The following is a 16831-nucleotide window of genomic DNA, read 5'->3' on the forward strand; positions in this document are numbered from 1 at the left end:
ACCGAACGCAATGTTTCGCAGCGATCAAGCCTCCACGGCGCAGCCCAGGCGCGTGAGCGTGGCGTCGATCCAGCTGCGATCGTCCTTCCCCTGCTCGATCGCCTGCATCTTCTTCTCTTCCATCGCATGCTTCTTGTGCGCGGCGGCATAGACCGTCTCGGCATGATCGAAGGGGACGCAGAGGATGCCGTCGTCGTCGCCGATGACGAGATCGCCGGGCTCGATCACCATGCCCTCGATCGCGATCGGGACGTTGATCTCGCCGGGCCCGTCCTTGTAGGGGCCGCGATGGCTGATGCCGGCGGCATAGATCGGCAGGTCGTTCTCGCGGATCCAGGCTGAATCGCGCACGGCGCCATGGAGCACGATGCCGGCGATGCCGCGCGTGCGGGCATGGGCGATCATCAATTCGCCGATCAGGGCATTGGTGAGGTCCCCGCCGCCATCGACGGCGACGACATCGCCGGGCGCGGCAAGGTCGAGCGCCTTGTGGATCATCAGGTTGTCGCCCGGCCGCGTCTTCACGGTGAGCGCCGGGCCAGCCATCACGCCGCCCCGGTGCATCGGCCGCAGCGAGGCGCCGCCGGCGGTCATGCGCGACATGGAATCGCTGACATTAGCGACCGGGACCGTGCGGAAGCGCTCGACGAGGCCGGCATCGACCTGGCGGCGGCGCTTGAGGATGCGAAATCCGATCATGGGAGGTCCTTGGCTGTCATGGCTGGCCGGCGCGGCGAACCGGGCGGCGCAGCGGTTGGGAGAGTGATGGTCTGTGAAGGGTGCGTGCCGGCGCGCTCAGGTCGCGCCGGCCTCCTCCTGGTCGACGCGGGCCTTGCCGCGGCGGATGGCAGGCAGGGCCATGCTGACGAGCAGCAGCAGCGAGAGGGTGAGGAAGGTCAGGCTGATCGGGCTCTTCAGGAAGATCGAGAGATCGCCTTCCGACAGGAGCAGCGCCCGGCGGATATTCTCTTCCATCATCGGACCGAGCACATAGCCCAGCACCAGCGGGGCCGGCGGGCATTTCAGCTTGGCCAGCACATAGCCGAGCACGCCGATCGCCGCGCAGAGATAGACGTCGATCGCGCTGTTGTTGAGGCTGTAATTGCCGAGCGCGCAGAACATCACGATCGCCGGGAACAGCCAGCGATAGGGAATGCTGAGCAGGCGCACCCAGAGGCCGACCAGCGGCAGGTTCAGGGCGACGAGCAGGGCATTGCCGATGAACATGCTGGCGATGACGCCCCAGAACAGCTCGGGGTTGCGCGCCATCACGGTCGGGCCTGGCTGGACGCCGTTCATGATCAGCGCGCCGAGGATCAGCGCCATGGTCGCGCTGCCGGGAATGCCGAGCGTCAGCGTCGGGATGAAGGCGGTCTGCGCCGCGGCGTTATTGGCGGCTTCCGGCGCTGCGACGCCCTCGATCGCGCCCTGACCGAAGCGGGACGGGTCCTTCGCCAGCTTCTTCTCCAGCATGTAGGAGGAGAAGGAGGAGATCGAGGGACCGGTACCCGGCAGAATGCCGAAGAAGGCGCCGATGGCGGTGCCGCGCAGGGTCGGCAGGAACGAGGCTTTCAGGTCGCTCCAGCTCGGCATCAGGCCGCCGACATTGCGGGTGAAGACCTCGCGCGCCTCTTTCTGTTCGAGGTTGATGACGACCTCGGAGATCGCGAAGATGCCGACCGCGAGCACGGTGAAGCCGATGCCGTCGGCGAGCTCGGGCAGGCCGAAGGTGTAGCGCTCGACGCCCGAGTTCACGTCCGTGCCGACGAGGCCGATCAGCAGGCCGACCACGACCATGGCGAGCGCCTTGACCATGTCGCCATGGCTCAGCACCGAAGCCGCGATGAGGCCAAGCACCATCAGGGCGAAATAATCCTCGGCGCCGAAGCGCAGCGCCCAGGAGGCGAGCGGCACGCCGAGCGCGACGATCAGCAGCGTGCCGATGCAGCCGGCGACGAAGGAGGACAGCGCGGCGATCGCAAGCGCGGCGCCGGCCCGGCCGCGGCGCGCCATCTGGTAGCCGTCGAGGCAGGTCACGGCCGACGAAGTCTCACCGGGCAGATTGACCAGGATCGCCGTGGTCGAGCCGCCATATTGGGCACCGTAATAGATGCCGGAGAGCATGATGACGGCGGAAACCGGCGGCAGGCCGAAGGTCACCGGCAGCAGCATCGAGATCGTCACCAGCGGGCCGACGCCCGGCAGCACGCCGATCAGGGTGCCGAGCAGCACGCCGAGGAAGCAATAGGCCAGGTTCTGCAGCGACAGGGCGACGCCGAAGCCGAGCACGAAGTGATCGATGATCTCCATGGCTCAGAAATTCCAGGCGAAGAGGCTGTAGGGCAGCTTCAGGCCCCAGATGAAGACGACGGCGGCGAAGACCGACATCACCATCGTCAGGACGAGCACCTCCAGCGCCTTGAACTCGTAGCCGGCACGGGCCGAGACGAAGAACAGGGCCGCGAGTGCCGGCACGAGGCCGACACGTTCGAGCAGGAAGCCGAAGAGCAGGAGCGAGGCACTGAGCAGCAGGAGCGGCAGCCAGGCCCAGCCGCCCTCGACGGGCATGCAGCTGCGTAGCCCCTTGAGGAAGGTTACGATGCCGAAGCCGATCAGGACGAGGCTGAGGATACGCGGGAAATAGCCCGGGCCCATGTCGATCGTCGTGCCGAACTTGTAGCCGAGCGCGATCGCGAAGCCGAGCGCGCCTAACCCCATGAACAGCAGGCCGGCAAGCGCGTCCTGGTTCTTGAAGATGCTGGTTTTCATGGCCGATATCCGTCGTGATGCCGGGCGGCGCGGCTTGGCGCCGCCGGGACACAGACTTTTGGGGATGGATGCGCAGCCCCGCGACACCACCGGCTTCAGGGGCGGCGTCCCGGCGCTTCAGTCATCGGCTCAGTCGGCGACCTTCACATCGGCCGCCTTGATGACCGCGGTCCATTTCGGCACGTCGGACTTGATCAGCGCGCCGAACTCGTCACTGCTGCCACCGAGCGCCTCGGCGCCGGCCGAGCGCAGCTTGGCTTTGGTGTCAGGCTGCTGCAGCACCTTGTTGAGCTCGGTGTTGATCCGCGCGACGATCGGCGCGGGCACGCCCGCCGGAGCCGCCAGACCCCACCAGGTCACGGCCTCAGAGTTCTTCAGGCCCTTCTCCTCGAAGGTCGGGACATCCGGCAGGTCGGCGTCGCGCTTGGTCGCGAAGACCGCGATCGGGCGCAGCACGCCTTCCTTGATCTGCACCATCGCGGAGGGCACCGAGGAAATGTAGATCTCGACGCGTCCGCCGAGCAGATCCGGCAGCGCCTGGGCCGCGCCCTTGTAGGGAACGTGGCGGAATTTCACGCCCGCGATCTGCTGGATGAGTTCGCCTGCCAGATGCGAACTGGTCCCGACCCCCGGCGAGGCGAAGGTGAGCTTGCCGTCCTTGGCCTTGGCGGCGGCGATCAGGTCTTCGACCGTCTTGATCGGCGAATCCTTGGCGACGACCAGGACCTGCGGCGCGGAGGCGACGAGGCCGATCGGCGCGAAATCCTTGATCGGGTCGTAATTGGCCTTGCCGAGGATCGGGTTGATGACGAGGTTGGCGTTCTGGGCGAGGACGATGGTGTAGCCGTCCGGGGCTGCCTTGCCGGCGAGGCTCAGGCCGACGCTGCCGCCGCTGCCCGGCTTGTTGTCGGCCACCAGCGTCCAGCCCGTGCTCTCGCCGAGTTTCTGAGCGATGACGCGCGCAACGACGTCGGTACCGCCGCCCGGCGGAAACGGAATGACGAGGCGGATCGGCTTCTCCGGATATTGCTGAGCGGATGCCGTCGTCGCGAGCGCCGACAGAGCCAGTGCGGCGAGCGCCTTGTAGACAATCCTCATAGTCGTTCCTCCCGTTTGCTTATTGGTTGTCCGGTTTATGGCCCGGATCTTCAGGCTGCGAGTTCGGCGAGCCTCGCGAGGCTCGCCGCATCCGGTTCCTCGCCGTCGAGCACGGCGATGACGTGCCGGGCGGCGATCTCGGCCATGGTCTTGGCCGATCCCGCGGTCACGCCGGCGATATGCGGGGTGGCGATCAGGTTGGGCAGCGCCCAGAGCGGGCTGTCCGGAGCCGGCGGCTCGACCGCGAAACTGTCGAGACCCGCACCGGCGATCCGGTCTTCGAGCAGCGCGGCGGCCAGCGCCGCCTCGTTGATCAGGGCGCCGCGCGCCGTATTCACGACGAGGGCGCTCGGCTTCATCAGGCCGAAGCGGCGCGCATCCAGCAGATCGCGCGTGGCGTTGGTCAACGGGCAATGCAGACTGATGATGTCGGCTTCCGCCACGAGGCTGTCGAGATCGCGTTCGCAATCCGCACCGAACTGCGCGATCGCCGCGCGGGCATGGGGGTCGTGCAAGAGCACGGTCATGCCGAGCCCCTGCGCCATCCGGGCGACATGCTGGCCGATCGAGCCGAAGCCGACGAGGCCGATCACGGTGCCGGCGATGTCGCGTCCGATGAAGCTCGGCTTCGGCCAGGTGCCGGCCTTCACGGCGATGTCGAGGCGCGGGATGTCCTTCAGCAGGGTCAGAGCCAGCGCGATGGTGTGCTCGGCGACGGCGCGCGAGTTCGAGCCCATGGCACGGATGACCGGGATGTCGCGCGCAGCGGCTGCCTGCAGGTCGATATTGTCGACGCCGACGCCGTGCTTGGCGATGACCTTGAGACGCGGGGAAGCGGCGATGATGGCCTCGTCGACGCGGCCCTGGCGGACGATCAGCGCATCGACCTGCAATTCGGCTGCACGCTGCGCCACCTGCTCGCTCGGCGCATAGGCCGGCGAGAAGAACACGTCGACGTCATGCGCGTTGAGAAGCTGGATGGCGCTGTCGGCCAAACGGTCATGCGTGACGAGCACGCGCCTGCCGCGGGTGCGGGCACTGGTATCGGTCATCTCTGCGTTTCCTCACGGCAGCCTCGCATCCCGCTTCGCAACGGTTGGGCGCCTTTCGGGGAACACTATTGACCGGGGAAGCTATGCTCGTATGCTGAAATAATGACATATATCAATGATCTTTTGTCATGAAGCATCCGATCGACGGCATCGAGGCCTTTATCCAGATCGCGGAGCTCGGAAGCTTCAACAAGGCGGCCGAGAAGCTGCATGTCACGCAGACTGGCCTGACGCGGCGCATCCAGCGCCTGGAAGCCCATGTCGGCCTCAAGCTGATCGACCGGACGACCCGCACCGTCGCGCTGACGAGCATCGGCCGCGAGTTCCTGCCGGAAGCCCAGCGCATGGTCGATGCCGTCGACCGCTCGTTCGAGCGACTGAAGACGATGTCGCGCTTCTCGACCGGCGACATCACGATCGCCTCGGTCCCCTCGCTGATGTATGGGCGCCTGCCGCGCATCCTGCGCAGCTACGCCACGCGGCATCCGAACAACCGCGTCGAAATCCTCGACCGGACCAGTACGCTCGTCATCGAGGCGGTGCGCCGGCGCCAGGCCGAGTTCGGCCTGCATGTGCAGCCGCCGAACCAGCAGGACCTGCACAACGAGATCCTCGTCCGCGATCCCTTCGTCGTCTATTGCCGCAACGACCATCCCCTCGCCGGGCGCGAGACCATCGCCTGGGCGGACCTTGCCGGCCAGGACCTCATCACCCTCGGCGGCAGCAGCGGCAACCGCCTGCTGATGGAGGCGCAGCTCTCGCGCTCCGGCATCGAGGTGAAGACCAAGTTCGTGGTCGAGTACTTTTCAAGCGCGATCGGGCTGGCTTCGGAAGGACTGGGCATCGCCATCCTGGTAGAGTCGCTCGTGGAGAACCTGCGCCCCGATCTCGCGCAGATTCCGCTGGTGGACCCGATCGTCGACCGGCCGGTCTCGCTGGTCCGGCGGCGCGGCGAGACGCTGACCCCGGCCGCGCAGGCGCTCTACAACCTGATCGTGCGCGATCTCGGCCCGCTTTAGCGGAGCTTGGCGATACCGATGCCATCGAGCTTTGCGCGAGCCTTGATGGACTCTTCGCTACGGGTCATTGCTTTCGCAATCGCCTTCAGGGCCATGCCCTTTCCCGCGAGCAGTTTCAGCTTCTGAAGCTCCTCGGAGGTCCAGGGTTGGCGGTGCCGTTCAAAGCGCTCAGTCACAATCCACTCCTGCAGCGTGCGGACACTCGAGGCTCTTATCTATAGCAGCAATGCCCGGAATTTGGCCGACCTGTAGCGAGGTCAACGACCGGCTCGCTGCCTTGTTGGCCACAGAACCCGACTTGTCGGTACTCCCTGCGACAAGCCCCCGCTCGAAGCCCGATGCTCGGCCACGGCGATATCATGCAGCCCCGCCATTTCGCCATGGCCGGCACGGCGCTTTTGCGCCTTGGAGCGCGTGGCGGCCTGTGATTACCTCGGCGGCAAACTGGGAGAGAGCGGATGCCGCGCCGGATCGCATTTGGCGGATTTCTTCACGAGACCAATACGTTCGCGCCCAGCCCGGCCGGGATGGAAGCCTTCCTGCAAGGTGGCGGCTGGCCGCCGCTGGCGCGCGGCGAAGCGATCTTCGCCGCCGTGAAGAACGTCAATGTCAGCGCCGCCGGCTTCGTCGACAGCGCCCGTGGGCAGGATTGGGAACTCGTGCCGACGCTGTGGTGCGCCGCAAGCCCCTCGGCCCATGTCACTGCCGAGACCTTCGAAGCCATCGCCGGCGAACTGGTCGAGCGCATTGCTGCGGCACTGCCGCTGGACGGCGTCTATCTCGACCTGCACGGCGCGATGGTCGCCGAGAACCACGACGATGGCGAAGGCGAATTGCTGCGGCGCGTCCGCGATGCGATCGGGCCGGAGATACCCCTGGTCGTCAGCCTCGATCTGCATGGCAATGTCACGCCGCAGATGGTGGCGATGGCCGATGCGCTCGTCGCCTTCCGGACCTATCCGCATGTCGACATGGCCCTGACCGGCAGCCGCGCTGCCGCGGTTCTGGCCCAGCTCGTCGACACCGCGACCCGACCTGCCAAGGCCTTCCGCCAGGTGCCCTATCTCATCCCGATCGCCTGGCAGGCGACGGCGATGGAGCCCTGCCGCACCATCTATGCCGAGCTTGCCGCGCTCGAAGGCCCGGCCGTGCCGACGCTCTCCTTCCTGCCCGGCTTCCCGGCGGCGGATTTCCCCGATTGCGGTGCGACCGTGCTGGCCTATGGCGCGACGCAGGCCGATGCCGACCGGGCGGCCGACGCCGTCCTCGCCCGCGTCATGGCCAGCGAGGCCGCCTTCAAGGGCCGGGTCTTCTCGCCCGAGGAGGGCGTCGCGGAGGCGATGCGGCTGGCCGCCAACGCGACCAAGCCCGTCGTCATCTCCGACACGCAAGACAATCCCGGCGCCGGCGGCGATTCCGACACGATGGGCATGGCACGCGCGCTGGTGCAGGGCGGCGCCAGACGCGCCGCCATCGGCGTCATCGTCGACGCGGCTGCGGCCGAGGCTGCCCATGCCGCCGGCGAAGGCGCGACGATCTCGCTCGCGCTCGGCGCGAAATCCGGCATCCCCGGTGACGGACCCCTTGCCGGCGACTTTCTGGTCGAGAAGCTGTCAGATGGGCGCTTCGTCGCTCCGGGCCCGTTCTACGGGGGCTCGCGCATGAATCTGGGACCGAGCGCCTGCCTGCGCATCGGCGATGTCCGCATCGTCGTCGGCTCGCGCAAGGCGCAGATGGCCGATCAGGCGATGTACCGTCAGGTCGGCATCGAGCCGACCGAGCAGGCCATCCTGGTCAACAAGAGCTCGGTGCATTTCCGCGCCGATTTCGAGCCGATCGCCGAGACGATCCTCGTCTGCGCCGCGCCGGGGCCGATGCCGGTCGATCCCGCCGCCCTGCCCTGGCGCCGGTTGCGGCCGGGCCTGCGCACCTCGCCCCTCGGCCAGCCCTTCGCCTGAACCACCCGATATCTGGAGTAGCCATGCCCGCCCTGCCTGAGATCCTGTCCTTCACGGACGAGCTCGTCGCCATCCGCCGCGATCTCCACGCCCATCCAGAGATCGGCTTCGAGGAGGTCAGGACCTCGAACATCGTCGCGGAGAAGCTCGCCGCCTGGGGCATCGAGGTCCATCGCGGCATCGGCAAGACCGGCGTGATCGGCATCCTGCACGGCACCGGCGGGCCCGGCCGGCGCATCGGCCTGCGCGCCGACATGGACGCGCTGCCGATCCAGGAGATCACCAACCTGCCCTGGCGCTCCACCGTCGCCGGCAAGATGCATGCCTGCGGCCATGACGGGCATACCACCATGCTGCTCGGCGCCGCGCGCTATCTCGCCGAGAACCGCGGCTTCAAGGGCACGGCGGTCTTCGTCTTCCAGCCGGCCGAGGAAGGGCTCGGCGGCGCGCGCAGCATGATCGCCGAGAAGCTGTTCGAGCGCTTCCCCTGCGACGAGATCTACGGCTTGCACAATTCGCCCGATCTCGACCCCGGCCAGATCTCGATCTTCCCGGGACCTGCCATGGCCGGCGCCGATTTCTTCGACATCAAGATCACCGGCCGCGGCAGCCATGGCGCCATGCCGCATATGGGGCGCGACCCGATCGTAGTGGCGATGAGCCTCGCCAATGCGCTGCAGACCATCGTCAGCCGCAATGCCGATCCGCGCGAGGCCGCCGTGCTCTCGATCACGCAGGTCCATGCCGGCTCGGCCTATAACGTCATCCCCGAGGAGGCCGTTCTCGCCGGCACGATCCGCACCTTCTCGCCGGCGGTCGGCGCGCTCGTCCGCGAGCGCATGCGCGAGATCGCGGCCGGCACGGCGGCGAGCTTCGGCGTCACCATCGAGGTCGATATCCGCAACATCTTCGACGTGCTGGTCAATCACGAGGCGCAGACGCAGGCCGTGGTCGAGGTCGCCGCCGAGATCGTAGGCAGCGACGGCGTTCTGACCGAGGTCAAGCCCTTGATGGGCAGCGAGGATTTCGCCGACATGCTGCGCGTCGTGCCCGGCGCCTATGCCTGGGTCGGCCATGCCGGCACGGTGCCGGTGCACAACCCGGCCTATGTCCTCGATGACGGCATCCTGCCGGTCGGCGCCAGCCTGCTCGCCCGGCTCGTCGAAACCCGCGCCGCCGCCTGAGGGCCGACACGATGGATCTCGCCCGCCTGCCGCTCGACACCGAGGCCATGCTCGCGGGCTTGCGCCCCTGGATCGAGTGCGAGAGCCCGACCTTCGACCCGGCCGCCGTCAACCGGATGATGGACGTTGCCGCTGCCGACACTGCGGCAGCCGGAGCCAGCATCACCCGCATCCCCGGGCCGAAGGGGCTGGGCGACTGCGTGCGCGCGACCTTCCCGCATCCGCGGCAGGGCGAGCCCGGCATTCTCGTGATGTCGCATCTCGACACGGTGCATCCGGTCGGGACGCTGGCGAAGCTGCCTTTCCGCCGCGACGGGGCCCGCTGCTATGGGCCGGGCATCCTCGACATGAAGGGCGGCGCCTATGCCGGGCTCCAGGCCATCGTGGCCTTGGCCAAGGCCGGGGTCGCGACGCCACTGCCGGTCACGGTGCTCTACACCTCGGACGAGGAGATCGGCAGCCCCGGCACGCGCGAATTGATCATGGAGGAGGCCCGCCGCCAGCGCTACGTGCTGGTGCCGGAGCCCGGCCAGCCCGGCGACGGCGTCGTCACCGGGCGCTACGCCATCGCTCGCTTCAACCTCGCCGCCGAGGGCCGGCCGAGCCATGCGGGCTCCCGCCTGAAGGACGGCCGCTCCGCCATCAGCCTGATGGCCCGGCAGCTTCTCGCCATCGAGGCGATGACCGACGAGGACTGCACCTTCTCGGTCGGCGTGATCCAGGGCGGGCAATGGGTCAATTGCGTTCCGACATCCTGCCGGGCCGAGGCGCTCAGCATGGCCAAGCGCCAGCAGGATCTCGACCGCGGCGTCGAGCGCATGCTCGCCCTGTCGCAGCGCGAGACCGACGGCACCGGCTTCACAGTCGAGCGCGGCGTCACCCGCCCGGTCTGGGAGCCTGACGAGGGCACGATGGCGCTCTACCGGCAGGCGCGCGGCATCGCCGCGGAACTCGGCTGGGAGCTCGGCCATGCTTCCGCCGGCGGCGGCTCCGACGCCAATTTCACAGGCGCGGCCGGAATTCCCTCGCTCGACGGCCTCGGCCTGCTCGGCGCCGGCTATCACACGCTGGAAGAGCATATCGAGGTGGATAGCCTCGCGCGGCGGGCGCGGTTGATCGCCGGCTTGCTCGCCCGGCTCCCGGGCTGAGCCCGATCGCCTGATGGGCCTGCCCGATCCCGGAGCTTACGCCGGCAGCTCCGGCACCCTTCGGCTCGTATGGACGAGCGCGAGGACGAAGACGATCGAGAGCAGGAGCACGATCGTTGGGGCCGGTGCACTGTCGAGGAAGAACGAGAGATAGACGCCGAGCAGCGAGCCGATCACCGCGATGCCGACCGAGGCCAGCAGCATCGTAGAAAACCGGCGGGTGAGCAGGAAGGCGATGGCGCCCGGCGCGATCAGCATGGCGATGGCCAGGATGATGCCGACCGCCTGCAAGGCGCCGACGATCGTCAGCGAGATCAGCCCGAGCAGGCCGTAATGCAGCTGCTTGACCCGCAGGCCGACCGTCTGGGCCTGCGCGGGGTCGAAGGCATGCAGCAGGAAATCCTTCCACTTGATGCCGATCACAGCCGCAGTGAACAGCGCGATCGCGGCAGCGCCGGCAATGTCGGCTCCGGATACGCCGAGCATGTCGCCGAACAGGATATGGTCGAGATGCACGTCGGACTGGATCTTGACGTAGAGCACGAGGCCGAGCCCGAACATGCCGGAGAAGACCACGCCCATCACGGTGTCCTGCTTGATCCGGCTGTTCTCCTTCAGGAAACCTGTGGCGGTCGCGCAGATCATGCCGGCGGCGAAGGCGCCGATCGCATAGGGAAAGCCGAGGATATAGGCGAGGACCACGCCGGGAAACACGGCATGGCTGATCGCATCGCCCATCAGCGACCAGCCCTTCAGCACGAGGAAGCAGGACAGGAGCGCCATCGGCACGGCGACGATCGCCGAGATGATGAGCGCATTGACCATGAAGTCGAACCGGAAGGGCGACAGCAGCGTCTCGACGAGAACCATCACCCGGCCTCCAGTTCGCAGGCGGCGCGGCGGCGGGCGGCCAGCAAGCCGTGCTTGGGCGCGAGGAAGAAGGCAACGAGGAAGACCGTCGTCTGCAGCACGACGATGATGCCGCCGGTGGCGCCGTCGAGAAAATAGCTGACATAGGCGCCGGTGAAGCTCGTCAGGGCGCCGATCGCGACCGCGATCACCAGCAAACGCGGGAAACGGTCGGTCAGCAGATAGGCGGTCGCGCCGGGCGTGACCACCATGCAGATGACGAGGAAGGCGCCGACCGTCTGCAGCGCCGCGACCGTCGAGGCCGAAAGCAGGGTGAAGAACATCAGCTTCAGCGCCGTCGGGTTGAGGCCTATCGAGCGCGCATGGCTCTCGTCGAAGAAGGTGACCATCAGGTCCTTCCATTTGACGAGCAGGATGGCGAGCGAGACGAAGCCGATGGCCGCGAGCTGGATCGTGTCGGCCGGGGTGATGGCCAGCACATTGCCGAGCACGATGGTCTGGATGTTCACCGAGGTCGGCGACAGCGACACCATGAACAGGCCGAGCCCGAAGAAACTGGAGAAGATCAGGCCGATGATGGCGTCTTCCTTCAGCCGCGTGCGCTGGTTCAGGAAGAGCATCGCGCCGGCCGCGAGGCCGCCGGAGAAGAAGGCGCCGACCGAGAAGGGCAGCCCCAGCATATGGGCGCCGGCCACGCCCGGCACGATCGCATGCGAGAGCGCATCGCCGATCAGCGACCAGCCCTTCAGCATGAGATAGCAGGACAGGAAGGCGCAGACGCCGCCGACGAGGGCGGAGACCCACATCGCATTGCGCATGTAGCCATAGGCGAAGGGCTCGAGCAGCAGTGCGGTCATTGCCGCTCTCCGTCCGGCGCCTCGGCCTCACGGCTCGACGCCTTACCCTCGCGCAGGATCAGCGGCCGCTCGTCATCGGTGAAGACGCCGACCGGGGCCTGCCCTTCGCGGCCGGGCCCGCCCAGCACGAAATGGCGGAGCACGCCGCCGAAGGCGCGTTGCAGGTTTTCCTGCGTGAAGGTCTCCGCCGTCGGGCCATAGGCCAGCACCGTGCCCTTGATCAGGATGGTGCGGTCGCAGAATTCCGGCACGGAGCCGAGATTATGGGTTGAGACCAGCATGACGCGGCCCTCGGCCCTGAGTTCGCGCAGCAGGGCGATAATCTGGTCCTCGGTCTTGACGTCGACGCCGGTGAAGGGCTCGTCGAGCAGGATGACGCGGCTGTCCTGGGCCAGGGCGCGGGCGAGGAAGACCCGCTTCTTCTGTCCGCCGGAGAGCTCCCCGATCTGGCGCTTGCGGAAGGCGCTCATATCGACGCGGTCGAGCGCCGTGGCGACGGCCTCGTGATCCGCGGCCCTGGCGATGCGCATCATGCCCATATGGCCGTAACGCCCCATCATCACGACATCCTCGACCAGCACCGGGAAGGTCCAGTCGACCTCCTCGGCCTGCGGGACATAGGCGATGAGGTTGCGGCGCAGCGCCTCGCGCACCGTCAGGCCGAGGATGCGGATATCGCCCCTGGCCAGGCGCACGAAGCCCATGATCGCCTTGAAGAGCGTCGACTTGCCGGAGCCGTTGACGCCGACGAGGGCCGCGATCGTGCCGGTGGGGATGCGGAAGCTCGCATCCCGCAGCGCTGTATGGCCGTTGCGATAGGTGACCGTCGCGTCGCTCACCGCGATGCCTGAGCCCTCCTCCGCGACGGACGGAAGCGAGCGGCCGGCGACGGGAGCGTTCACCGCGTCAGTCCCTTCGCAATCGTCTCCGCCGTGACCTTGAGCAGGTCGATATAGGTCGGCACCGGGCCGTCCGCCTCGCTCAGCGAATCCACGTAGAGCACGCCGCCATAGTTCGCGCCGGTCTCGCGCGCGACCTGCTGGGCCGGCTTGTCGGAGATCGTGCTCTCGGAGAAGACCACGGTGATCCTGTTCTTCCTGACAGCGTCGATGACCTTCCGGACTTGCTGCGGCGTGCCTTGCTGGTCGGCATTGATCGGCCAGAGATAGAGTTCCTTCAGCCCGAAATCGCGCGCCAGATAGGAGAACGCGCCCTCGCTGGAAACGAGCCAGCGCTTCTCGGCGGGCACGGCGGCGAGCTCCGCCTTGATCGGGTCGACGGCCGCCTTGATGCGGGCCTTATACGCCTCGGCATTGGCCTTGTAGGCCTCGGCATTCTTCGGATCGTGCTTGGCGAAGGCATCGCGGATGTTGTCGACATAGATCAGCGCCGCCGCCGGCGACATCCAGGCATGCGGGTTCGGCTTGCCCTTGTAGGGGCCTTCGCTGATCCCCATCGGCGCGATGCCCTGCGAGACGACGACACTGGGGACATTCCTGAGATTGCGGAAGAACTTCTCGAACCACAGTTCGAGATTGAGGCCGTTCCAGAGGATGAGCTGCGCGCCCTGCGCGCGCTGGATGTCGCCCGGCGTCGGCTGATAGTTATGGATCTCCGCGCCCGGCTTGGTGATCGACTCGACCACAGCCACGTCGCCGGCGACATTGCGCGCGATATCGGCGATCACCGTGAAGGTGGTGACGGCCTTGAACTTGTCCTGCGCCGCGGCGGGCGCACCGGCGAAAGCGGCAACGAAAGCGGCGCCCACCAGGCCGATCAGAGCCGATCTACGCGAACCGAGAGCCATCGAGGCATCCTTATTGACAATGAATTGCAACAACTCATTGCTAGCTCAAGATCGAGTCGCTTTGCAAGTGCGATTGATTAGCAATTAGAATTTTCATGCGCTGCTCATCGTGCGTCGGCGGCGCGACGGAACCTTCAGCGGCGCAGGTACGCGGTACCGCCGCCACACGCGGACGATGCAAACCAGCAAGGAGGAAAACGAGGCCCGAAGCAGGCATTCGCGCTTCGGCTATCGCCGCAGGTCTTGACGCGTCGCAACGGGCGGCCGGATCGCGCAGCCCGAAAAGATTTGAACGATTATACGTATAAACTATTGTAATTGCTATATTTTTCGAACGATGGCAGGTTTTCGGCGCCCGTTTGCGGCATCGTCGATCACCAGAGCGCTCTCATGAACACCCCGAATCCGCGCCGGCCCACGGAACGGGCCGCCTTGAGCAACCCCAGGCCAGCTTCCGGAGCCCGCGACGCCAAGCCCATGAAAAGCCTCGCCAGCTCGGCGGTTTTCAACGGCGCGACCGAGATCGGGATCGAGCATCACGGCGAACTCTACCGCCTGAAGATCACCCGGCAGGGAAAGCTGATCCTGACCAAGTGACGCGACCGGGCGGGTGGAGAAGCCACCCGCCCTGCCCTGCTCGCGAAGAAACGGCCTGGCGCGTCACGCTACCGCGCCAAGCCGCCCCATATCGTCTGCTCAGAACGTGCCCTTGAGGCCGACGCCGAACATGCGCGGCTCGGTCATGCTCGCCTCGGTGCCGCCGATGCCGCGGTTCTGCTGCATATAGGTCGGCGCGCGCTCGTCGAAGATGTTCTTCACATAGCCATAGAGCTGCAGATTGTCGGTGAACTGGTAACTCGCGCGCAGATCGGCGATCGTATAGGGCTTGATCAGGTAGAGACGCGTATTGGCCACGTCGGAATAGTACCCGTCGGTGTGGCGCATCTGCGCGGTGACGTTGAACTTGCTGGTGACATCCCAGCTCACGCCGAAGCTGAGCATGTAGCCCGGCGACTTCGCGAACTCGTTGCCCTCGTAGCCGGTATTGGCGGAGATCCTGTCGATTTCCGTGCGCAGCAGGCCCGCACCCGCCTTGAGCGTGAGGTTGTCGAGGATGCGATAATCGGCGTTGACCTCGAGCCCATAGGCATGGGCCTTCTCGGCATTGATGCCGTAGGACTGGACGACGCCCGTCGTAAGGACCACCGGGATGAAATACTGGGCGTTGCGGAAGTCGGTGTAGAACAGGTTGCCGCTGACGTTCAGCTTGTTGTCGAACAGGCTGGCGCGGGTGAACAGCTCATAGTTCCAGAGCGTCTCTTCCTTAAAGGACTGCCAGCGACCGGCGGTGAGATTGAGCGAGACGCCGCCGGGATTGTAGCCGCGATTGACCATGGCGCCGACGGTCCAGTCCGAGGTCACCGCATAGGCGAGCGAGGCCTTGGGCAGGACCGCCTGGAAGGTCTTGTCGAAATCGACGCCCTGTCGCGCGAAGACCGTGCTGCCGACGCGCTCGATCTGGTCCTGCTGGAAGCGCAGCGAGCCGGTGAAGGTCCAGCGATCGGTCAGGCGATAGCTCGCCTCGCCGAAGATGCCGAGATTGCGCTTGGTGTCGTCGAAGGTCGAGCGGCCGGTGAGGTAGAGATTCTCCTCCGTCTTGGTATGGGCGTAGTAGATGCCGGCGACGCCGCTGAAAACGTCGCTCGGCTCGCCGAAGGTCAGCCGCATCTCGTTCGAGATGTTCCGCTGGGTGATATAGGCATCGCCATTGCCGAGGATGCCGGTCTTCCGGCTGGTCGAGAGATCGCTGTACTGGGTCTGGTTGAACAGCTTGAAGCGGTTGCCGAAATCATAGCTGAGATCGAGGATGCCGGTCGTGGTGTCCTGCCGCCAGCTCGGCATGGTCGTGGTGATGTGCTTCAGTCTGTGGAACGGGGCGGATGCCGCCTCCTGGCTCGGCCGGTTGGTCGAGTTGCGCGAGAAGGTGAGCTTCGCCTCGAAGCCGGGCAGCGCGGCCGGGCGCCAGAGCAGCTTGGCGCGCAGGTTGAGCGCCTTGAAGTCCTGGTCCGCATAGCGCGTCTGGAAGTTCGGGCTGACGTAGTCGATGAAGGTGTCGCGCGCCGAATAATCCAGCGAGATGCGGCCGGCGAGCTGCTCGGCGATGATCGGCCCCGACAGCATCATGGCGGTGCGCCGCGACGAGTAGCTGCCGAACTCGGTCAGGAACGCGCCTTCCCGTGTAAAGGTCGGGTCCTTGGTGTTGACGACGATCGCGCCGGCAATGGCATTGGCGCCCTGCGAGGTCGTCTGCGGCCCGCGGAAGACCTCGATGCTCTTGACGTCCCAGGGCGAGGTCGCGCCGAAATAATACTCGTTATAGCTGAGATAGTGGCCGTCCACGTTGATCGTGGCGCGCGGCACGGTACCGCCCCAGAACGAGTTCTGGCCGGTGAGCGGCCCCTGCGTGTCCTGACCGCGGATGACCGGCGCGCCGACCGTGTCGGTGTAGGTCACGTTCGGCGTGCCGACGAGCACCTCGGAGATCGAGCTGTTGCCGGTGTTCTCGCGGGCGATGTCCCGGGCCGTCCTGACCGCGACCGAGGATGCGGTGCTGCGCAGGTCGCGCTCGACCTTCTCGCCGGTGACCATGATCGTATCGAGCTCGATCGTCGCGGCAGCTGCGGGGGCCTGCGCCCCCTGCGCGAAAGCCGGCGAGGCAGCGGCGACAGCCAAAAGCGACACGACGCTGACGCCGCGCATCAGAGCGAACCTGGACGACATGATGTTCCCCGCAATCCGAAGACGTCTCGCTGGCTGGGGACAGGGCCGTGGCTCGCGAGCTTGCAATGATGATCCTACAATGTGGAATGCATTCTGCATGTCAACACAAGGCCGGGCGCCGGAGCGGTATTGTCCCGGCCTGTTGTTTTCCGGCCGCAGCCGCGTGGCGGGTGGCCGCGCCCGCTTGTCCTGACGAGGCCGCCAATGGCAGAAAGCCTGTTCCGGCGCCCGCCGGGAGCCTCACCGCGATTCGCATGATGACCAGCCTTTTCCCTTCTGCCGTCGCGC

The 16831-nt window shown here is 66.6% G+C and carries 16 protein-coding genes; 5 read left to right on the forward strand and 11 right to left on the reverse strand.

Annotated features, from left to right (window positions below):
- Window positions 1–24 precede the first annotated feature (24 nt).
- The 5 genes from WFK61_RS12510 to WFK61_RS12530 all read right to left on the reverse strand — a co-directional run bounded on the left by WFK61_RS12510 (window position 25) and on the right by WFK61_RS12530 (window position 4919).
- Complete coding sequence (locus tag WFK61_RS12510; protein ID WP_336812068.1) at window positions 25–699, reverse strand: RraA family protein; 675 nt, start codon at window positions 697–699, stop codon at window positions 25–27.
- Window positions 700–795: 96 nt separating this feature from the next.
- A complete protein-coding gene (locus tag WFK61_RS12515; protein WP_336812070.1) occupies window positions 796–2310 on the reverse strand; it encodes a tripartite tricarboxylate transporter permease in 1515 nt (504 codons plus the stop codon).
- Between the two features lie 3 nt (window positions 2311–2313).
- Window positions 2314–2769, reverse strand: a complete 456-nt coding sequence (locus WFK61_RS12520) for a tripartite tricarboxylate transporter TctB family protein (protein WP_336812072.1) — start codon at window positions 2767–2769, stop codon at window positions 2314–2316.
- Window positions 2770–2898: 129 nt separating this feature from the next.
- Window positions 2899–3867: a Bug family tripartite tricarboxylate transporter substrate binding protein gene (locus WFK61_RS12525; RefSeq protein ID WP_336812074.1), complete on the reverse strand. Its 969-nt coding sequence runs from the start codon at window positions 3865–3867 to the stop codon at window positions 2899–2901.
- A 50-nt stretch (window positions 3868–3917) separates the two neighbouring features.
- A complete protein-coding gene (locus WFK61_RS12530; protein ID WP_336812075.1) occupies window positions 3918–4919 on the reverse strand; it encodes a hydroxyacid dehydrogenase in 1002 nt (333 codons plus the stop codon).
- A gap of 128 nt (window positions 4920–5047) precedes the next feature.
- Here WFK61_RS12530 and WFK61_RS12535 point away from each other — a divergent pair, with 128 nt between their 5' ends.
- Entirely contained in the window at window positions 5048–5938 is an 891-nt protein-coding gene (locus WFK61_RS12535) for a LysR family transcriptional regulator (protein ID WP_336812077.1), read from the forward strand.
- Here the strand turns inward: WFK61_RS12535 and WFK61_RS12540 are convergent.
- Window positions 5935–6114: a hypothetical protein gene (locus WFK61_RS12540; protein WP_336812079.1), complete on the reverse strand. Its 180-nt coding sequence runs from the start codon at window positions 6112–6114 to the stop codon at window positions 5935–5937. The two genes, WFK61_RS12535 and WFK61_RS12540, sit on opposite strands and share 4 nt — an antisense overlap.
- Window positions 6115–6396: 282 nt before the next feature.
- On the opposite strand from WFK61_RS12540, the gene WFK61_RS12545 reads away from it, so the two are divergent.
- The 3 genes from WFK61_RS12545 to WFK61_RS12555 are packed head-to-tail and all read left to right on the forward strand — an operon-like array spanning window position 6397 to window position 10228.
- Window positions 6397–7896 (forward strand): M81 family metallopeptidase, encoded by a 1500-nt coding sequence (locus tag WFK61_RS12545; protein WP_336812081.1) that lies wholly within the window; start codon window positions 6397–6399, stop codon window positions 7894–7896.
- Window positions 7897–7919: 23 nt separating this feature from the next.
- Entirely contained in the window at window positions 7920–9080 is a 1161-nt protein-coding gene (locus tag WFK61_RS12550; RefSeq protein WP_336812083.1) for a M20 aminoacylase family protein, read from the forward strand.
- A gap of 11 nt (window positions 9081–9091) precedes the next feature.
- Window positions 9092–10228, forward strand: a complete 1137-nt coding sequence (locus tag WFK61_RS12555; protein ID WP_336812085.1) for a M20/M25/M40 family metallo-hydrolase — start codon at window positions 9092–9094, stop codon at window positions 10226–10228.
- Between the two features lie 36 nt (window positions 10229–10264).
- On the opposite strand, the gene WFK61_RS12560 is transcribed toward WFK61_RS12555, so the two are convergent.
- Genes WFK61_RS12560 through WFK61_RS12575 form a run of 4 tightly spaced genes read right to left on the reverse strand, consistent with a single transcriptional unit; the run spans window position 10265 to window position 13762 of the window.
- A complete protein-coding gene (locus tag WFK61_RS12560) occupies window positions 10265–11098 on the reverse strand; it encodes a metal ABC transporter permease (protein ID WP_336812087.1) in 834 nt (277 codons plus the stop codon).
- Window positions 11098–11955 carry an iron/manganese ABC transporter permease subunit SitC gene (gene sitC, locus WFK61_RS12565; RefSeq protein WP_336812089.1) on the reverse strand — a complete coding sequence of 286 codons (858 nt, stop codon included), beginning with the start codon at window positions 11953–11955 and terminating at the stop codon, window positions 11098–11100. Before sitC ends, WFK61_RS12560 begins: the two co-directional genes overlap by 1 nt.
- On the reverse strand, window positions 11952–12857 hold the full coding sequence (locus WFK61_RS12570) for a manganese/iron ABC transporter ATP-binding protein (RefSeq protein WP_336812091.1): 906 nt from the start codon (window positions 12855–12857) through the stop codon (window positions 11952–11954). Before WFK61_RS12570 ends, sitC begins: the two co-directional genes overlap by 4 nt.
- A complete protein-coding gene (locus WFK61_RS12575) occupies window positions 12854–13762 on the reverse strand; it encodes a metal ABC transporter substrate-binding protein (protein WP_336812093.1) in 909 nt (302 codons plus the stop codon). Before WFK61_RS12575 ends, WFK61_RS12570 begins: the two co-directional genes overlap by 4 nt.
- Window positions 13763–14152: 390 nt before the next feature.
- Here WFK61_RS12575 and hemP point away from each other — a divergent pair, with 390 nt between their 5' ends.
- On the forward strand, window positions 14153–14359 hold the full coding sequence (hemP, locus tag WFK61_RS26135) for a hemin uptake protein HemP (protein WP_442896298.1): 207 nt from the start codon (window positions 14153–14155) through the stop codon (window positions 14357–14359).
- Window positions 14360–14458: 99 nt separating this feature from the next.
- On the opposite strand, the gene WFK61_RS12585 is transcribed toward hemP, so the two are convergent.
- Window positions 14459–16543, reverse strand: a complete 2085-nt coding sequence (locus WFK61_RS12585; RefSeq protein WP_336812097.1) for a TonB-dependent receptor — start codon at window positions 16541–16543, stop codon at window positions 14459–14461.
- Between the last annotated feature and the right edge of the window lie 288 nt (window positions 16544–16831).

This window comes from Allobosea sp. MMO-172 (genome assembly GCF_037147855.1).
In the GTDB taxonomy this organism is placed as follows: domain Bacteria; phylum Pseudomonadota; class Alphaproteobacteria; order Rhizobiales; family Beijerinckiaceae; genus Allobosea.

What these genes read in the sequence shown, in the direction of transcription:
- WFK61_RS12510 (WP_336812068.1), bottom strand. Translation starts at nt 699, where the DNA reads ATGATCGGATTTCGCATCCTCAAGCGCCGCCGCCAGGTCGATGCCGGC.
- WFK61_RS12515 (WP_336812070.1), bottom strand. Translation starts at nt 2,310, where the DNA reads ATGGAGATCATCGATCACTTCGTGCTCGGCTTCGGCGTCGCCCTGTCG.
- WFK61_RS12520 (WP_336812072.1), bottom strand. Translation starts at nt 2,769, where the DNA reads ATGAAAACCAGCATCTTCAAGAACCAGGACGCGCTTGCCGGCCTGCTG.
- WFK61_RS12525 (WP_336812074.1), bottom strand. Translation starts at nt 3,867, where the DNA reads ATGAGGATTGTCTACAAGGCGCTCGCCGCACTGGCTCTGTCGGCGCTC.
- WFK61_RS12530 (WP_336812075.1), bottom strand. Translation starts at nt 4,919, where the DNA reads ATGACCGATACCAGTGCCCGCACCCGCGGCAGGCGCGTGCTCGTCACG.
- WFK61_RS12535 (WP_336812077.1), top strand. Translation starts at nt 5,048, where the DNA reads ATGAAGCATCCGATCGACGGCATCGAGGCCTTTATCCAGATCGCGGAG.
- WFK61_RS12545 (WP_336812081.1), top strand. Translation starts at nt 6,397, where the DNA reads ATGCCGCGCCGGATCGCATTTGGCGGATTTCTTCACGAGACCAATACG.
- WFK61_RS12550 (WP_336812083.1), top strand. Translation starts at nt 7,920, where the DNA reads ATGCCCGCCCTGCCTGAGATCCTGTCCTTCACGGACGAGCTCGTCGCC.
- WFK61_RS12555 (WP_336812085.1), top strand. Translation starts at nt 9,092, where the DNA reads ATGGATCTCGCCCGCCTGCCGCTCGACACCGAGGCCATGCTCGCGGGC.
- WFK61_RS12560 (WP_336812087.1), bottom strand. Translation starts at nt 11,098, where the DNA reads ATGGTTCTCGTCGAGACGCTGCTGTCGCCCTTCCGGTTCGACTTCATG.
- sitC (WP_336812089.1), bottom strand. Translation starts at nt 11,955, where the DNA reads ATGACCGCACTGCTGCTCGAGCCCTTCGCCTATGGCTACATGCGCAAT.
- WFK61_RS12575 (WP_336812093.1), bottom strand. Translation starts at nt 13,762, where the DNA reads ATGGCTCTCGGTTCGCGTAGATCGGCTCTGATCGGCCTGGTGGGCGCC.
- hemP (WP_442896298.1), top strand. Translation starts at nt 14,153, where the DNA reads ATGAACACCCCGAATCCGCGCCGGCCCACGGAACGGGCCGCCTTGAGC.
- WFK61_RS12585 (WP_336812097.1), bottom strand. Translation starts at nt 16,543, where the DNA reads ATGTCGTCCAGGTTCGCTCTGATGCGCGGCGTCAGCGTCGTGTCGCTT.